Here is a 14155-nt window from a genome sequence, read left to right as displayed (position 1 = left end):
GATGAACTTCGAGGAGGTCGCAAATTGGGGCGAAGATACGTGGGAGCGCGACGTTACCGGTGTAGCAGTTGATTCACAGGATCGCGTATATGTTCTCCGTCGTGGTGACGATCCTGTCACCGTATTGAGCCCTGATGGAACCGTTGTGGATCGATGGGGAAGTGGCCGTTTTTCGCCCCGACCTCACCTTATCTCGATCGGTGAAGACGACACAGTCTATGTCGCCGACGATGGAGGCCATCAGGTTTTCGTGTTCGACAGGTCGGGACGCCTCCTCGAATCGATCGGCACCGGTGTGCCATCCGATACAGGATACGTCGCGGGAGCTTCGAGCGCAGAGATTGCATACGATGGAATGGTTGGGGGGCCACCCTTTAACCGGCCTACCAAGGTTGCGCCTTGGCGCAACGGTGAACTGTTCGTCAGCGACGGATACCGCAATTGTCGGGTGCATCGCTTCTCTGCAGATCGACAGTTGGTTCGTTCGTGGGGTGGCCCGGGGCCTGGCGAAGGTTGTTTCGTCATTCCACACAGCGTCACGGTCGACGCCGTGGGGCGCGTTTGGGTTTGTGATCGGGAGAACGATCGCATCCAGATATTCTCATGCGATGGTGATCTGCTGGACGTATGGAACGATGTTCAGCGGCCAACGGACGTAGCTTTCGATCGCGATGGGAACGTGTACGTGACCGAACTTCCGCGTGGTCCTGCTGACCTCAAGTCCTGGCGCCTTGGCCGGGCAGAGCAGGAGATGCCGGGGCGGGTGACGATACGCTCGTCGGACGGCGCAATTATTGCCCGACTGGACCGCTCCGGCGTTGAATTTCCCGCGCCGCATGCAATCGCCATTGACTCCAGAGGTGCGGTCTACGTTTCTGAGGTGCCCGAGTCGTTTGCAGGCTATACCGGTAGGCCCTATTCCGTGCATCGGTGTCTGCGCAAATTCAATCAACGCTCGTAAACAGGAGCGCCGCGGTTTGCGGATGCTGCACACCAACACGGTAACGAGCAACTGGTAGCCGGGGATTCGCGCGAGATGCATCCGTTAGATCGGACGACAACACCTTTGGGGATTTTAGGAAACTTACGTGGAGAGGATAACGAGCATGATCAAGGTGGGTGATACATTGCCCGATGTCCGTCTATTTGAGTTTATGGAAGACGCGAGTGAAGGCTGCGCTGTGGCCGCACCGGGCGAGTTTTCGGCGCGTGAGCGGGTCGCTGGTAAGCGCGTGGTCATCTTCGGATTGCCGGGTGCTTTCACGCCGACGTGCTCCGCCAGACACGTACCAGGGTACGTCGACGCGGCAGGGGAATTGTCCGCGGCCGGGATCGACGAGGTCTGGTGTGTTTCCGTCAACGACGCGTTTGTAATGAACGCGTGGGGACGCGATCTTCAAACCGGGGGTAAGGTGAGGATGATTGCGGACGGGAACGCGGAGTTCTGTCAGGCACTTGGACTTGTTCTGGACTTGACCGGGCGCGGAATGGGCGTCCGTTCGCAGCGATATGCCATGTTGGTCGACAATGGGATGGTCAAGTCACTCAATGTTGAAGCGCCCGGAAAATTCGAGGTCAGCGACGCTCAGAGTATCCTGGCTCTATTGCGCTGAGCGTTTGCGGGGTGTCGTTGACTGGGGCGACCTGTCGGCGGGGCGGAACACCCTCGCTGAAAGTGCAACATGGGTTGCTTCGCGTTCGCGAAATAACAGCTGCCGAACATCGTGCTGCGTGAATAAGCCGATTATCGATAGTCGAAGGCGTCGCCTTACGAGGCGCGGGGCGAAGCCGGGACAGTCACAGTTTCCCCGCGCGAGGGCGAATTCCCGTTAAGCGGGAATCGCCCCCGTGAATTATTCACGGTTGTGGATGATTCTCTGGATAAGCGCCAATCCCCGATGCAGTTCCTGTCGTTCGTCATCGCTCAACTGTTCAAGGATGACGGAAGTCAGCCAATCTTCCCGTGCCGCAAATATGCTGTCCAACGTTTTGGCACCTTTGCGCGTCAACTGAACGAGAGTCGCCCGTCCGTCGGTAGGATGCGGCTTGCGCCCGATCAGGCCTGCCTTCTCCAGCGCCTGGACTGTCATTGACATCGACTGCGGACGAACACGCTCGGCTGCCGCGAGGTCGTTCGTGCTCATCGCACCCTGGCGTTGAAGATGGCCGAGGACAGTGAGTTGCGATAACGGCGGACCAGACTCGACCCGGATGAGTCTCGCCCCTCGGCCTAAAGTTTCGCGAAGCTCAAATGCGAGCTCCGCGACGGATGCGAGTTCCGCAACGGAATTTCGATCAACGTTCATATTGAGATTGGACGCTACGTCGTAAGTACCGCTATCGATGTGCAATGCGTTCTACACCGTCAATGTAACACGCGGGGCACAAACGCCAGCAAGGGGTGGTCAGGGGTTACCTGCTGCGAAATTATGAATCCGCACGAACTGATTTTACATCCGAAGCGCTCATTTACGATTCAATTTGGTGTTCAAACACTGCGATCTGTCCGTTCAATGACGATGACGGAGGAAGGGGAACGATGACGCCGAACTGGTTCTCTATGAAATGACCGCGCCACGCGCGCGCAGGCTCCGCCGTCCCGATGCCAGTGCGCCCAGCAGTCGATCACGTGCCGCACTGATGTGATCTCTCGTTAGCTCGATGGCATGTTCAATTTGTCCCTTTTGAAGGGCCTGGAGCATTGCGCGATGTTCCGCCCAACGCTCAAGCGGGGCATCGATCTCGATCCAGCGAACTCGAAGCAATCGGGTCATGCAATCCGCGATTCCCCGGCTGACAAATTCATTTCTGGCGAGCCCACCAATCCTGAGATGAAACTGGTGCGCTGCGCTAGCGCGTTGCTCAGGGGCGGTATCGTCGGTGATCGAGTCGAGGATGGCTTCCATTTCGGCGAGTTCGTCGGGACTTGCGGTGAGACCGCCGATCTGGATTGCTGCCACCTCGAGAATCTCGCGATAGATAAACAGCTGTCTGACTTCTTCGAGGTCAATCGGCGGAACGAACCATGCCCGGCCATTGCGACTGACAAGGCCTTCCGCTTCCAGGCGAAACAGTGCCGTGCGAACCGATGTCCGCGAGGTTTGCAGCTGTTCCTCGAGCCAGCGTTCTGTCGTGCGCTCGCCTGGGCCGATATCCATGTCGAGGATCATGCGTCGAAGCCGATCCTCGACGAGCTGGGTCTGCGTCATCAAATTCAAGTCCCCGTTCTCAGCAGACGATGTTCAGTCTGCCTGTATTATTTGACCAATGTGGTATACCAAGATAGTATACCAACATCGATCACTTATGCAGTTCCGGGTTTTCCCTGACACTATGAATCCTGAAGGTCACGCGTACTGGCGGCGCAATCTCGCTATCTGTTTCTTCGGCTCGTTCTCAACCGTCTTCGCAATGACGCTTGTCCTGCCGTTTCTGCCTATCTACGTAGAACAGCTCGGTGTTACCGGTCACGCATCAATCGTGCAGTGGGCGGGGATCGCATATGGTGCCAACTTCCTGGCTGCCGGTCTGATCGCACCGCTTTGGGGACGACTGGGCGATCGCTACGGGCGCAAACCAATGTTGGTGCGCGCCAGCCTCGGTATGGCCTTAACAATGCCGCTCATGGGGCTGTCGACGAACATATGGCAGTTTGTGGCGTTGCGATTTCTCGCTGGAATCGCTGGAGGCTATTCCTCGGGGGCTACGATCCTCGTTGCCGTTCAGACGCCGCGGCATCGTGTAGCGTGGGCGCTGGGCATCCTCGCGTCGGGCGTGATGGCAGGAAACCTGCTCGGCCCATTGGCGGGAGGCTCCGTTCCTTCATTGATCGGGATCCGGGCGACGTTCTGGGCATCTGGTGTCCTGATCTTCATCGCCTTTGTTGCTACGGTTGTTCTTGTTCGCGAGGCGCCGCGTGTCTCAGATCCGGCAGATAGACGCCACAAGGAAGGCTGGTCGGAATTGCCGAACAAAGGGGTTGTGCTCACGATGCTTGCCACCGGCTTGCTTCTTATGGTGGCGAACATGTCGATCGAGCCGATTATCACCGTGTATGTCGCAACACTCGTCCATGGCCCGTCGGGCGCCAGTGCCATCGCTCACGATAGTGCACGTGTCACTTATGTGGCGGGCCTCGTCATGGCGGCCGCGGCACTCGGCAGCATCGTCTCGGCCTCGCAGCTTGGAAAGCTGGCCGACCGTGTCGGGCATTCGACGGTGATCATTACTGCGCTCACGGCTGCTGGCCTGCTGCTGATCCCCCAGGCTTTCGTGACCAGCGAGTGGCAACTTGTCGCGCTCCGATTTCTTATGGGGCTCGCTCTCGGCGGTTTGCTTCCCTGCATTGCTGCTGTGATCAGGAACAATGTGCCGGACCACTTCGTCGGGACCGTCATGGGTTATTCGCTGTCTTCGCAATTTGCGGGGCAGGTCGCCGGGCCGCTGATTGGCGGTTTCATCGGCGGACAGCTGGGCATCAGGGCAGTCTTTTTCGGGACATGCATTCTGTTGCTCGCCGGTGCAGCCTGCAACTGGAAAGCGGTCGGCTTCTCCGCGCGTGCTTGACGCCTCACTTCAATCCAACCAACAGGATTTTCAATGTCTCAACCGCTCTCCATCGATCCGAAGACATCTGCGTTGCTGCTGATGGATTTTCAGGGCTTCGTCCTCGACAATTTTCTGACGCCGGCGGCAGCGGCCGAAGTGGTCGGTAATGCATCGAAGCTGCTTCGGGCTTCGCGTGCAGTCGACATGCTGACGATCCACGTCACTGTCGCCTTCCGGCCCGGTTATCCAGAGATTAGCCCGGGCAACAAGCTCTTCACCTATCTGAAGGAAAGTGGACTCGTTACTCCGGGTAGCGGTGGTACGGAGATTCACAAGGACCTGACGCCGCTGGAGCTGGAACCGGTCGTGGCCAAACATCGCATTGGCGCATTTACGGGAACAGATCTTGAGCGGCTGCTGCGCGCGAACGGTATTGAAACGCTTGTCCTCGCGGGCGTCACGACGACCGGCGTAGTGCTCTCTACCGTCCGGCAGGCGTTCGACCTGGACTATCAAATGGTGATCGCAAGCGATGGATGCACCGATCCGGATGAGCAGACTCACGTTGTCCTGATCGAGAAGGTTATCTCTCAGCACGCAGCTGTCCAGTTGACCGCTGATATTGAAGCAGCGTTGAAGTCGTAACACTGCAACGCGTCAGATTGCTTCCTCCAATCGCGGATTGCTTTGATTCGGGGCGCGCGTCTGAGCGCGATTCATGCGGGTCCGACGAGATCCAATGCCTGGACGACCAGCGCTGCTCCCGGGGGAGCAGCTATCCGGTGCCGATTCCGGCGCGAACGCCTTCTCACGCCACCGGTTCGAGCGCGCGTGGGGGGCTCACCCGCGCGTCTCTCTCCGCGAATGTCGATGCCCCTCTTGCGGACATGGCGCGAACTGAAAACCATTGACTCCCGAGGTGGAAGCGGCGGGCGCGAGCATGTCGATCGCGAGACGCTCCTCCTCGAAATGAGACTCTGTGGCCAAAACAACACAATTAGCTTCGTGAATGCACACGACATGAGTCTCGTTCACTGCAACGATCGATAGCGCCAACGTTAGCTGATGGCCCTTGTGAGGTGCGCTTCTTGATGTCGAACCCGTATTCACGGTATCTCGTCATCGCGCCCGTGAGGATCCGAACGCGAAGGGCCCGTAGCTGATCGTGGTGCGCTCCCATAACCAACCCCGTGACCACATCGATGTTCATTCACGCTCGCTGACGCGATGGGAAAACCTATCCCGGCATCACTGGAACCTGAGTCTGTTGCAAGTATGGCGAACCGCGCCCGTCCGATGCGAATTAGGTAGATTCCCTTACATACGGGCTGATAATATACAGGCAGACTGATCAAAAATAATGCACAGGCAGACTGATCAATTGATCGATCAGTCGACATAGTCTCGGTGGCAGCCGGCTGTTTGCGGTCAGTTCTGTTGGTTCAAGGATTGGATAGTCGAACGACGGTGCCAGCAGCATTATCGATGTATGGAGGTCGACATGAGTTACCGCGACAGTTCGCTGCGTTCGCTGGTGGAAAAATGGTTAGGCGCCGACTCTGCAATTTACGCGAGGGTGACGCACTTCAGCCACACACGGAGCAAGCCGTGGCGATATGTGTGTGTTCAAACCATCCGTCCGTCGGGCACTTTCGCCTTTGTCTTTTTCAGGCATGACGACGGCTCTTGGTGTGTGTTTCCGCCGGACACTCGACGGCCCGCCATGAATCTCCACAAAGTGGAACCGAGTTCGGCTGAATCGACCCGATATGCTCAGGATATCCAATTAGCAGTGTAAGAACGGATGGTGCAGAGGGCTGCTTCGGAACAACGGGTTCATGACGTATTGGGGTGGCGCGACGCGGCGAATCGTCAAACGACGTCCCCATCCCAACGGAATACCACATCCGGCTGCGCTCAAGTCCGAATACACTTCGACGAGCAGTGCGGCGCTTAAGTACATTCCCTTACATACGTTTCAATAATATACAGGCAGACTGATCACAAATTAGGCAGTCAGACTGAAGAATAGGGTGGTGACGTCTGATAGGACCGATTCTGGCCCGAGACCGCTTGTGAAACCGTAAGCGGGTAGTTGGATCAATCGGATGAGTATCGGCGCCCGATTGATCCGGACGTCCCGTCGCATGACCATTGCGTTGCATCGCAAGAAGTCGCGAACGCACAAGGGGTTGAATCCAAAGAGTTCAACTTCTAGATAAAGATGAGGAGACGTTTGAGATGAGCGACCCTGCAGCGAGCAACGGGATTCAGTCCGCCGTCGTCGCCCCCAAACTTCCCACCAGGGGATTCCGTGCGCGCGTCTCATCACCGCTCCACCGATACTCGCAACCGCATCGAGGCCGAGAACTGGCCAGGAATAACGCAACCCGACGCGCCCACACGCGTTGCCTGAATACGATCACGACGCTCACACCATCACCGATGGCTCAAAGAATGAATGATCGAGCAACCCGCCTTGGCGACGTTTCAGACAACGAATGCTAGATGGAGAGGAGGCGGCGACAACCGTGATCGCGATCGGGTGCATCACTCGACGCGCGGTTCACTTTTGCGTCGCATGCGCGGGTAACGAATCCCGATAAAACCAGGCGTTTTCGAGGATTGTCTTGACAAATATGTCAATTTTAAACATGTAGTACTGCATAGTAAATATAAAACAGATATCTGACGAGAACCCAACGCGGTCGCGGGAATCGGCAATACAGGCATGCGAAGGATCGATATTGCAGCACCTCGCCGAGAAGCTTTCGGCATCAAAAACCAAACCCACTCCTGGAGATCTTTGCAATGAAAAAGTCACTAGTCGCGCTGGCAGCCTTGAGCGTTTTCGCGGGAACAGCGCACGCACAAAGCAGCGTGACACTTTACGGCGTCGTTGACGCCGCAATCGCATATACGAACAACGTTGGGGGCAGCACAATTTCTTCGCGACCAGCGGCAACCTGCAGGGTAGCCGCTGGGGCCTGCGTGGCACCGAAGATCTGGGCAGCGGACTGTCGGCCATCTTTGTTGTGGAAAGTGGATTTAACCTCTACACGGGTGCGCTGGGCCAAGGCGGCGACATGTTCGGCCGTCAGGTGTATGTCGGATTGTCCTCCGGGCAATACGGCACCGTGACGGCGGGGCGACAGTATGACTCGGTGGTTGATTACGTGGGAGCGTTCGAAGCGGGCAGTCAGTGGGGCACGTACTTTGCTGCTCACCCGGCTGACCTGGATAACCTGAACAACACAAACCGCGTGAACAATGCGATCAAGTTCAAGAGCGCCAATTACGCAGGCTTGACATTCGGCGGCGTGTACAGCCTTGGCGGCAATGCGGGCCAGTTTAACCGCAACCAGATCTGGTCGGTCGGCGTTGGGTACTCGAATGGTCCGTTGAGTTTGGGCGCTGGCTTCCTGACTGTCCAGGATCCAAACTACTCTTTCTGGGGTAACAACGTAAACTCCCGTACGGCCACGACGACGCCCTCGGCCTCAAACTTCGGGAGCAGTAGGGTGATCTCGGGCTTCGCTTCCGCCAAAACGGAGCAGGTGATCGCCGCAGGCGGTGCATACACATTCGGCGCAGCGACCTTCGGGGCAACCTATACCAACACCCAGTTCAAGGACGTGGGTTCCGAAGCAGGCGCGGGTCTGAATCCGGCCGGCTATCAGGGCGGCTCGGGCAAGTTCCACAATGCCGAAGTCAACTTCAAATATCAGGTGACCCCGTCCTTTCTGGTCGGTGTCGCGTATGACTACACGAAGGGCTATGGTCTAAGCGACGCCAAGTATCACCAGGCGATGCTCGGCGCTGACTATTTCGTATCGAAACGCACCGATTTCTACGTCGATTGCGTGTATCAGCACGCTAGCGGCACCGATTCGACGCAGCACGCAGCGGTCGCCAACATCAACCAGTTGTCACCGTCTTCGACCGCCAACCAGGTCGCGGCATTGGTGGGTATCCGCCACAAGTTCTAACCGGCCCGCGTGGTGTCTACCGAGGAGCGCTCGCGCACCTTTGCTACAGGCGGAGGCGATTGAAAGTACCCGACGACCATTGCCTTCGCCTGATCGTCGCCGGCACGCATCGCGCCACGCGCACAAACCACGCGTTATGAAAGAACCGTTTCGGCGATCGCGAGCTGAGGATGTCCCACAGCTCCGGGTGTGGAGTAAAGGGCGGCGAGCTCTTTTTTGGTCTATCGCCGCCTGAGTCAGCAACCTCTTAAGTAGATTCCCTATTTACGCATGCAATATATACAGGCAGACTGAATACACATTAACAGACAAACTGAATATATCCCGATTGTGGCACTGATTTCGCGGCGCGCGATCAACGTTACGCAATCCATGGGGCATAGCTACACATATTCGATTCGTATCGACACCCAGGTATGGCGCCGAGAGCCAGCCCCCGGGATTGATGCGCGCCGTCGAGCATTGCATTGAGGTCGTGGCAATACAGTATTTCGATCCGTTGATCAATCGGAATTGCAACGATTTAACTAGTCGATCACAATCAGGAGACGTTTGAAATGAGCGACCCAACAGCAACTAAAGATCTGGACCTAGGTGGTGGCCCGTCCGTCGGCAGAGGTATGTCGCGTGCTGGAATCATGGCAGCGTTACCGATCATCGCAATTGTGATGATCGGCGTTGCTGGACATGCTGCCGGCTCCCTGAAGCCGCTGATTATTCAGGCCTTCGTTCAGGCTGTCGGCTTCGACAAGGCGACTTCCGGTTATCTTCTGGCAACAGAGATGATCGCCACTAGCGCAGGAAGTATTGTGGCGACGGCGTTTCCGTTTGCTCTTCGCCGACGGCCCTATCTGTTCGCTGCGCTCGCCTTGATGATGGTGGCGAACCTGGCGAGCATCTCTTTCAAGCAAGATCCCGGTACCGTGCTTTACGCGCTCCGCGCTCTCTCGGGCTTCGGCGCGGGCTTCGGCTTGGGGCGTCTCGGAATTCTGATTGCACTGTCTGGCCGCCCGGGGAAGACGGCAGCCTTGTACTCGACGAGTACGCAACTGTACGGAGCGGTTGCCGCTTTTGCGATGCCCTTCATCGACCGGCTTTGTGGAGCAAATTCAATCTTCATCATTCTTGCCGGTACGGTTCCACTCGGTCTCATACTGATCGGCTGGATCCCGGAAAGTAACGAGCGAATCACAAAGAACAAAGCTACCTCGATCGGGGACGTGGCGACACTGGGTCTGGGTGAAAAGATTATTCTCGCGACAACGTTCGGCGTCTTCTATCTTGGCGTAGGAACGTTCTGGCCTTTCATCTCAGTCCTTGGGGAAACCACTTCGATTGGCCATGCACAGATGTCTGCAGTGATCGGATGGGCTGCAATCGCTAGCGCATTGGGGGCAGCTTCCGCCGTGTTTGCTGGCGATCGTAAATCGTCCGCACCGATCATCACCTCGTTCTTCATTCTTCTGTGTGTTTCAGTCACGATGCAGCTTGTCGCTCCGCGGTCATTGCCTGTTTTCGTGACTTCCGTGTTGCTGTTCGCGTTTGCCTATTGGGTCATTAATCCGATGATCCTTGGCGTGATGTCCAAGCTGGATAAAACCGGTCAAATGAACGGCGTCTATTACATCGTCGCCGTAGCCGGCATTTCAGCTGGCCCCGCTTTGGCGGGCTGGGTTTTGGCCCATGGAAGCGATCGGTTCACCAGCTCAGAGTTCCTGCGCGTTGTCAGCCTTGCACTGCTCGCCGTTTCTTCGGCGATCCAGATCTATTATGCGTTCCGGGCGCGGCGCATACCGGACTAACCGTGAGGGCGGGCACGAACCCGTAACGCAGTACCGCGGAACGGTCCATGTCGCGTCGCAGTTATCCTAGACAGGACAACTGCGACGCGCCCAACTATTTCAGTCTTCGCCGTTCGATTTTTGACGCGCGTCACGTCATAGAATTCTCGACATTAGGGATTCAAGAGATGAACACAGAGGTTTTGGCACCCCCACACGCGGTATCCTCACTCCTTCGCGCGGAACTTACACTCCAGGTTTGCGAGGAAAGGGACGTTGCAATCGCAGCGACGGTTGTGGCACCTCCTAATACGGCCGATTGCACCACCGTCGTATTCGCTTTTCCTGGTGGCGGATACAGTCGACACTACTACGATATTCAGCATCCGTTGCTCGACGGTGAAACGCAGGCGGAGTGGCATGCCCGCCGCGGTGTGATTTTTCTCGCTCTCGACCCGTACGGAGGTGGTGATAGTACAGCGCTTGAGCCGGACCGTTGCGGGCTCGCCGCGACGATTAAGGCTGTTCATGGCGTTGTGACTGAAGCGATCGAACGCATCCGCGCCGGGACGTTGGTTCCCGGCCTTGCACCTGTTGCGGTCGTAAGGTCGGTCGGTATCGGGCACTCGCTGGGGGGAATGCAGCTCATCGCACAGCAGGCCGAGTATGCGACATTCGATGCAGTTGCAGTGCTCGGGTTTAGTGCAATACACACCGTAGTGCCAACACCGAACGGAATGATTGCTCCCCATTCGTCGTCGGAGGACGATTCAAAATCACTGGCGGAAGCGTGGTCGGGTCCATTCGTGGACGAGTTGGCGAATCTCCGATTCGCGTACCATTGGGAGGACGTTCCCCCCGCACTGGTTCAGGAAGACATGAGCGTTGGCTTTCCTGTGCGTAGGCCATCGGCTCTCCCACTTTGGACCACCAGAACCTTTCCGCCTTTCGCGAAGATCTGCCTCCAGGAAGGGATCGTCGCGCGTGAAGCTGCTGAGATTAAAGTTCCAGTTTTCTTGTCAGCAGGTGAACGGGATGTCCTGCGTGACTTGAGGCAGGAGCCTGTTGCTTATCGCAAGTGTGTGGACATCACGCTTTTCGAAATTCCGGAATGCGCGCACATGCACAACTTTTCGCCGAAGAGAGCGCTTGCGTGGTCTAGGCTTCAGACTTGGATTGACGGTCTTCCATCTCGCTAAATGTTGGTCTCGCCCTATGGCGCGTTCTATATTCCGATTCCTTACAGCCTGGAGGGAATCGGAATGGCTGAACCGTTGGAATGAGGTAAGCGCAACGCAACCGTGCAACCCGTTTGGGAGGAGTTACTGTCGAACGGTATTTCTGTGACCGGGCAACCTGTCGCAGCCGTCAGCTAAACCCAAAGATACTATTGTCGACGGCTTCGTGATGTGTGTGATTGGCCAGTCGAAAGAAATCGACAGTTGCGGTCAGTTGGCATCCCTGCTCCTGAAGGGCCGCGGATGCGGCGCCTGCCGGCTCGACAAGCGCCATGTTTTGCTGCGTTACCATCCATTTGGGCGATTGCCAGGTTGGCGACTTTACTTCAGCCGCTCTGTGCTCACGGGCGAACTACGTAACGGAGGGTGACGTGGTCATCGTACTCACCAAGGGCGTGGTAATTCCGCTCGCTGCGGATGCGAACTGCGACGTCGCAAATCTCCCGGATATCTGTGGTGTTTGGAACTGATATGATCAGTTGTTTTCGTCTTGCAGCCACTATCCACTGAATTATGGAGTGTCCGGAAGCGGTACTGCAGTTTCCCACCAACGGGGTCATTGGCATCTACTTTAATTTTGATTTCGTCTCCCGGTTTAAGGAGTGTCCTCGTGTCCGTGATGTGGCCACATAATTTAGGCTTGGGGACCAGCTCTAAATTGCGACCATCGGTTACGAAGGTGAGTACCGGATACGGACTTGTTGTCACGGACGGCATCTGCGGTCGCGAAAGAATGGGCACCTCATTCACGTGAGTTGGCTTGGTAACCGTGATGGTTACCAGGCCGTCGTGCTCAATGGAAGTCTGACCCCACCCCGCAGTATTAATCGTTCGCAAGGCAGAGCGCACTTGATGTTCAGTATGCGCACTGGCGTTCCCGTATCCCGCAACCAGATCGCATAGCAAGGCAAGCTGGATCTCTAGCCTCCCTTGATTCTGCTGAGCGGCACGTCAAATCGCGGCCGTTACTGAGGTGACGAACATCGGAGTGCTGCCAGCTACGCCAGAATTAGATGATGCATTCGAAAACGAATGACTACCGTCGCCCAGAATCTGGTAGTCAAAAGACACCCCGTCGTTGGTATGATCCCCACGCAAGCGGTCCGTGATCGACCTGATCTTCACCGCAGCGTAGTATCCGTTCACGTTCCGGAGAACGGCGACCTCATCGGCCTGTAGCTGGATTACTCGTGAACTAAATTCGAACATGGCGGCGTCGGGATGCACGCAGGGGCGCAAGGGGCGGGTTTCTCCACGAAATGCTGATGAAGGTTCCCGAGATGAGCTGTGTTGATTCGTCAACACACAACCGGTAGCCTCGGTTGCTTGCGGATTGGGCCCTGAATGCTTGTCGATTGCGGGCACGCTGGAAAGAAAACAAGGCCGCGAGTCGTTGCATTGGGAAGTACTAGCGGCCGTTCCTTGCTGCACCCTACTAAAGGCGTCGGCCAGCGCCGTCTCTAGGAAGCAATGGCGATCGCGTGTCGGTGAAGCGGAGGTATCGGCGTTCACTTGTTAAGTTTGTGAAGCAATAGAGGCCTTTCATCAGCCAGCCAGTTGCATATCTGGTCGCGTGCTAGCCACGCACCCTGTGGGCAGCGCTCGGTGGTCACGCTTAGATAGCAGATGCGGTCGAATTTGCTTGCGTCGGCCAGTCGGCACGAGGGCGCACCGCGCGTGAGTGCGCACTTTTCTGCCAGGTCACACGGTTCAATCCGCGATTGGATTGTTTTATTGGTGACTGATCATTCGATTCAATTTCAAGGTACGATACTGTATAAATATACAGGTATTTTCCTACGCCGATGTCGCCTGCCGCTACCCGCGCCGAAGAGATTCACCCATCGCTATGGCGAGCCTCGCAACTCGCACGCGGCGGCCGGCGCACGCTTGACACCGGCTATCCCGCGCTAGCGGCAGAGTTGCCCGGCGGCGGCTGGCCCATCGGCGCGCTTGTCGACTTGCTGGTTCAGGTGCCTGGCGTAGGAGAAATGCGCCTGTTGCGGCCAGCGTTGAGTTCTATGGGCGATCGTCCGATCGCGCTAGTACAGCCGCCGCATATCCCGGACGGTCTCGGCCTCAGTTACATCGGCCTCTCGCTCGACAGGTTGCTGCACGTCAAGGCTCGAACAAGTGCCGACGCCTTCTGGTCTGCCGAGCAGATTCTGCGCGCCGGTACTTGCGGCGCGCTGATCTTATGGGCGCAGCACGCGCAGGCGTCGTCGTTGCGTCGCTTGCATCTGGCCGCGCAATCATCCGAGACGCTCTTCATCATGGTCCGGCCACTCGCGTCGGCCCAGGATTCATCGCCGGCGCTTTTGCGGCTGGCGCTACGACCGTCAGCCGAAGGCTTGATAGTCGATATTGTGAAACGACGAGGCCCAACACGCATGGAGCCTCTGTCGATTCCTCTTCAACCCACTCCTGTTCTGTTTTCCCGTCATGCGCGTCTTTCCCGCCGTCCAGTTGCCGACGTCACAACTCAAATTGGTTCGACCGAAGTGGTCGCCTGAGCCGGAACAGGGCAGGGAGGCGGTGGAGAAACTCACGGCTGTGCTTTCGGGCGAGACGCATGCGTATTGCGAGGACCATCGCGCGA

The 14155-nt window shown here is 57.0% G+C and carries 10 protein-coding genes and 1 pseudogene; 9 read left to right on the top strand and 2 right to left on the bottom strand.

What is annotated here, in order from left to right; all coding sequences use genetic code 11:
• Nucleotide 1 precedes the first annotated feature (1 nt).
• Together PPGU16_RS10940 and PPGU16_RS10935 are read left to right on the top strand one after the other, a co-directional pair.
• Nucleotides 2-961 (top strand): peptidyl-alpha-hydroxyglycine alpha-amidating lyase family protein, encoded by a 960-nt coding sequence (locus PPGU16_RS10940; RefSeq protein ID WP_180720007.1) that lies wholly within the window; start codon nucleotides 2-4, stop codon nucleotides 959-961.
• A 145-nt stretch (nucleotides 962-1106) separates the two neighbouring features.
• On the top strand, nucleotides 1107-1613 hold the full coding sequence (locus PPGU16_RS10935; RefSeq protein ID WP_180720006.1) for a peroxiredoxin: 507 nt from the start codon (nucleotides 1107-1109) through the stop codon (nucleotides 1611-1613).
• Nucleotides 1614-1853: 240 nt separating this feature from the next.
• Here the strand turns inward: PPGU16_RS10935 and PPGU16_RS43375 are convergent, their stop codons facing one another.
• Nucleotides 1854-2144 carry a MarR family winged helix-turn-helix transcriptional regulator gene (locus tag PPGU16_RS43375; RefSeq protein WP_180720005.1) on the bottom strand — a complete coding sequence of 97 codons (291 nt, stop codon included), beginning with the start codon at nucleotides 2142-2144 and terminating at the stop codon, nucleotides 1854-1856.
• A gap of 414 nt (nucleotides 2145-2558) precedes the next feature.
• On the bottom strand, nucleotides 2559-3209 hold the full coding sequence (locus tag PPGU16_RS10925) for a GntR family transcriptional regulator (RefSeq protein ID WP_243460536.1): 651 nt from the start codon (nucleotides 3207-3209) through the stop codon (nucleotides 2559-2561).
• Between the two features lie 124 nt (nucleotides 3210-3333).
• Here PPGU16_RS10925 and PPGU16_RS10920 point away from each other — a divergent pair, with 124 nt between their 5' ends.
• The 7 genes and pseudogenes from PPGU16_RS10920 (at nucleotide 3334) to imuA (ending at nucleotide 14069) form a co-directional block, all read left to right on the top strand.
• The gene (locus PPGU16_RS10920; RefSeq protein WP_180722606.1) at nucleotides 3334-4566 is read left to right on the top strand and encodes an MFS transporter; all 1233 of its coding nucleotides are present in this window, start codon (nucleotides 3334-3336) and stop codon (nucleotides 4564-4566) included.
• Nucleotides 4567-4599: 33 nt separating this feature from the next.
• Complete coding sequence (locus PPGU16_RS10915; RefSeq protein WP_180720003.1) at nucleotides 4600-5193, top strand: cysteine hydrolase family protein; 594 nt, start codon at nucleotides 4600-4602, stop codon at nucleotides 5191-5193.
• An 856-nt stretch (nucleotides 5194-6049) separates the two neighbouring features.
• Complete coding sequence (locus PPGU16_RS10910) at nucleotides 6050-6346, top strand: hypothetical protein (RefSeq protein WP_180720002.1); 297 nt, start codon at nucleotides 6050-6052, stop codon at nucleotides 6344-6346.
• Nucleotides 6347-7359: 1013 nt separating this feature from the next.
• Nucleotides 7360-8537 (top strand): annotated as a pseudogene (locus PPGU16_RS10905) (porin).
• A 557-nt stretch (nucleotides 8538-9094) separates the two neighbouring features.
• Complete coding sequence (locus tag PPGU16_RS10900; protein ID WP_243460535.1) at nucleotides 9095-10339, top strand: MFS transporter; 1245 nt, start codon at nucleotides 9095-9097, stop codon at nucleotides 10337-10339.
• Nucleotides 10340-10386: 47 nt separating this feature from the next.
• Nucleotides 10387-11517, top strand: a complete 1131-nt coding sequence (locus tag PPGU16_RS10895; protein ID WP_180720001.1) for an alpha/beta fold hydrolase — start codon at nucleotides 10387-10389, stop codon at nucleotides 11515-11517.
• Nucleotides 11518-13361: 1844 nt separating this feature from the next.
• Nucleotides 13362-14069, top strand: a complete 708-nt coding sequence (gene imuA / locus PPGU16_RS10890; protein ID WP_180720000.1) for a translesion DNA synthesis-associated protein ImuA — start codon at nucleotides 13362-13364, stop codon at nucleotides 14067-14069.
• Nucleotides 14070-14155 lie beyond the last annotated feature (86 nt).

The organism is Paraburkholderia largidicola, from assembly GCF_013426895.1.
Classification (GTDB): domain Bacteria; phylum Pseudomonadota; class Gammaproteobacteria; order Burkholderiales; family Burkholderiaceae; genus Paraburkholderia; species Paraburkholderia largidicola.
Note: the sequence above shows the minus strand (reverse complement) of the source record. Positions and strands in the feature narration are given on the sequence as shown.

What these genes read in the sequence shown, in the direction of transcription:
- PPGU16_RS10895 (WP_180720001.1), top strand. Translation starts at nt 10,387, where the DNA reads ATGTCGCGTCGCAGTTATCCTAGACAGGACAACTGCGACGCGCCCAAC.
- PPGU16_RS43375 (WP_180720005.1), bottom strand. Translation starts at nt 2,144, where the DNA reads ATGAGCACGAACGACCTCGCGGCAGCCGAGCGTGTTCGTCCGCAGTCG.
- PPGU16_RS10915 (WP_180720003.1), top strand. Translation starts at nt 4,600, where the DNA reads ATGTCTCAACCGCTCTCCATCGATCCGAAGACATCTGCGTTGCTGCTG.
- PPGU16_RS10935 (WP_180720006.1), top strand. Translation starts at nt 1,107, where the DNA reads ATGATCAAGGTGGGTGATACATTGCCCGATGTCCGTCTATTTGAGTTT.
- PPGU16_RS10910 (WP_180720002.1), top strand. Translation starts at nt 6,050, where the DNA reads ATGAGTTACCGCGACAGTTCGCTGCGTTCGCTGGTGGAAAAATGGTTA.
- PPGU16_RS10900 (WP_243460535.1), top strand. Translation starts at nt 9,095, where the DNA reads ATGAGCGACCCAACAGCAACTAAAGATCTGGACCTAGGTGGTGGCCCG.
- PPGU16_RS10920 (WP_180722606.1), top strand. Translation starts at nt 3,334, where the DNA reads ATGAATCCTGAAGGTCACGCGTACTGGCGGCGCAATCTCGCTATCTGT.
- PPGU16_RS10925 (WP_243460536.1), bottom strand. Translation starts at nt 3,209, where the DNA reads ATGACGCAGACCCAGCTCGTCGAGGATCGGCTTCGACGCATGATCCTC.
- PPGU16_RS10940 (WP_180720007.1), top strand. Translation starts at nt 2, where the DNA reads ATGAACTTCGAGGAGGTCGCAAATTGGGGCGAAGATACGTGGGAGCGC.
- imuA (WP_180720000.1), top strand. Translation starts at nt 13,362, where the DNA reads ATGTCGCCTGCCGCTACCCGCGCCGAAGAGATTCACCCATCGCTATGG.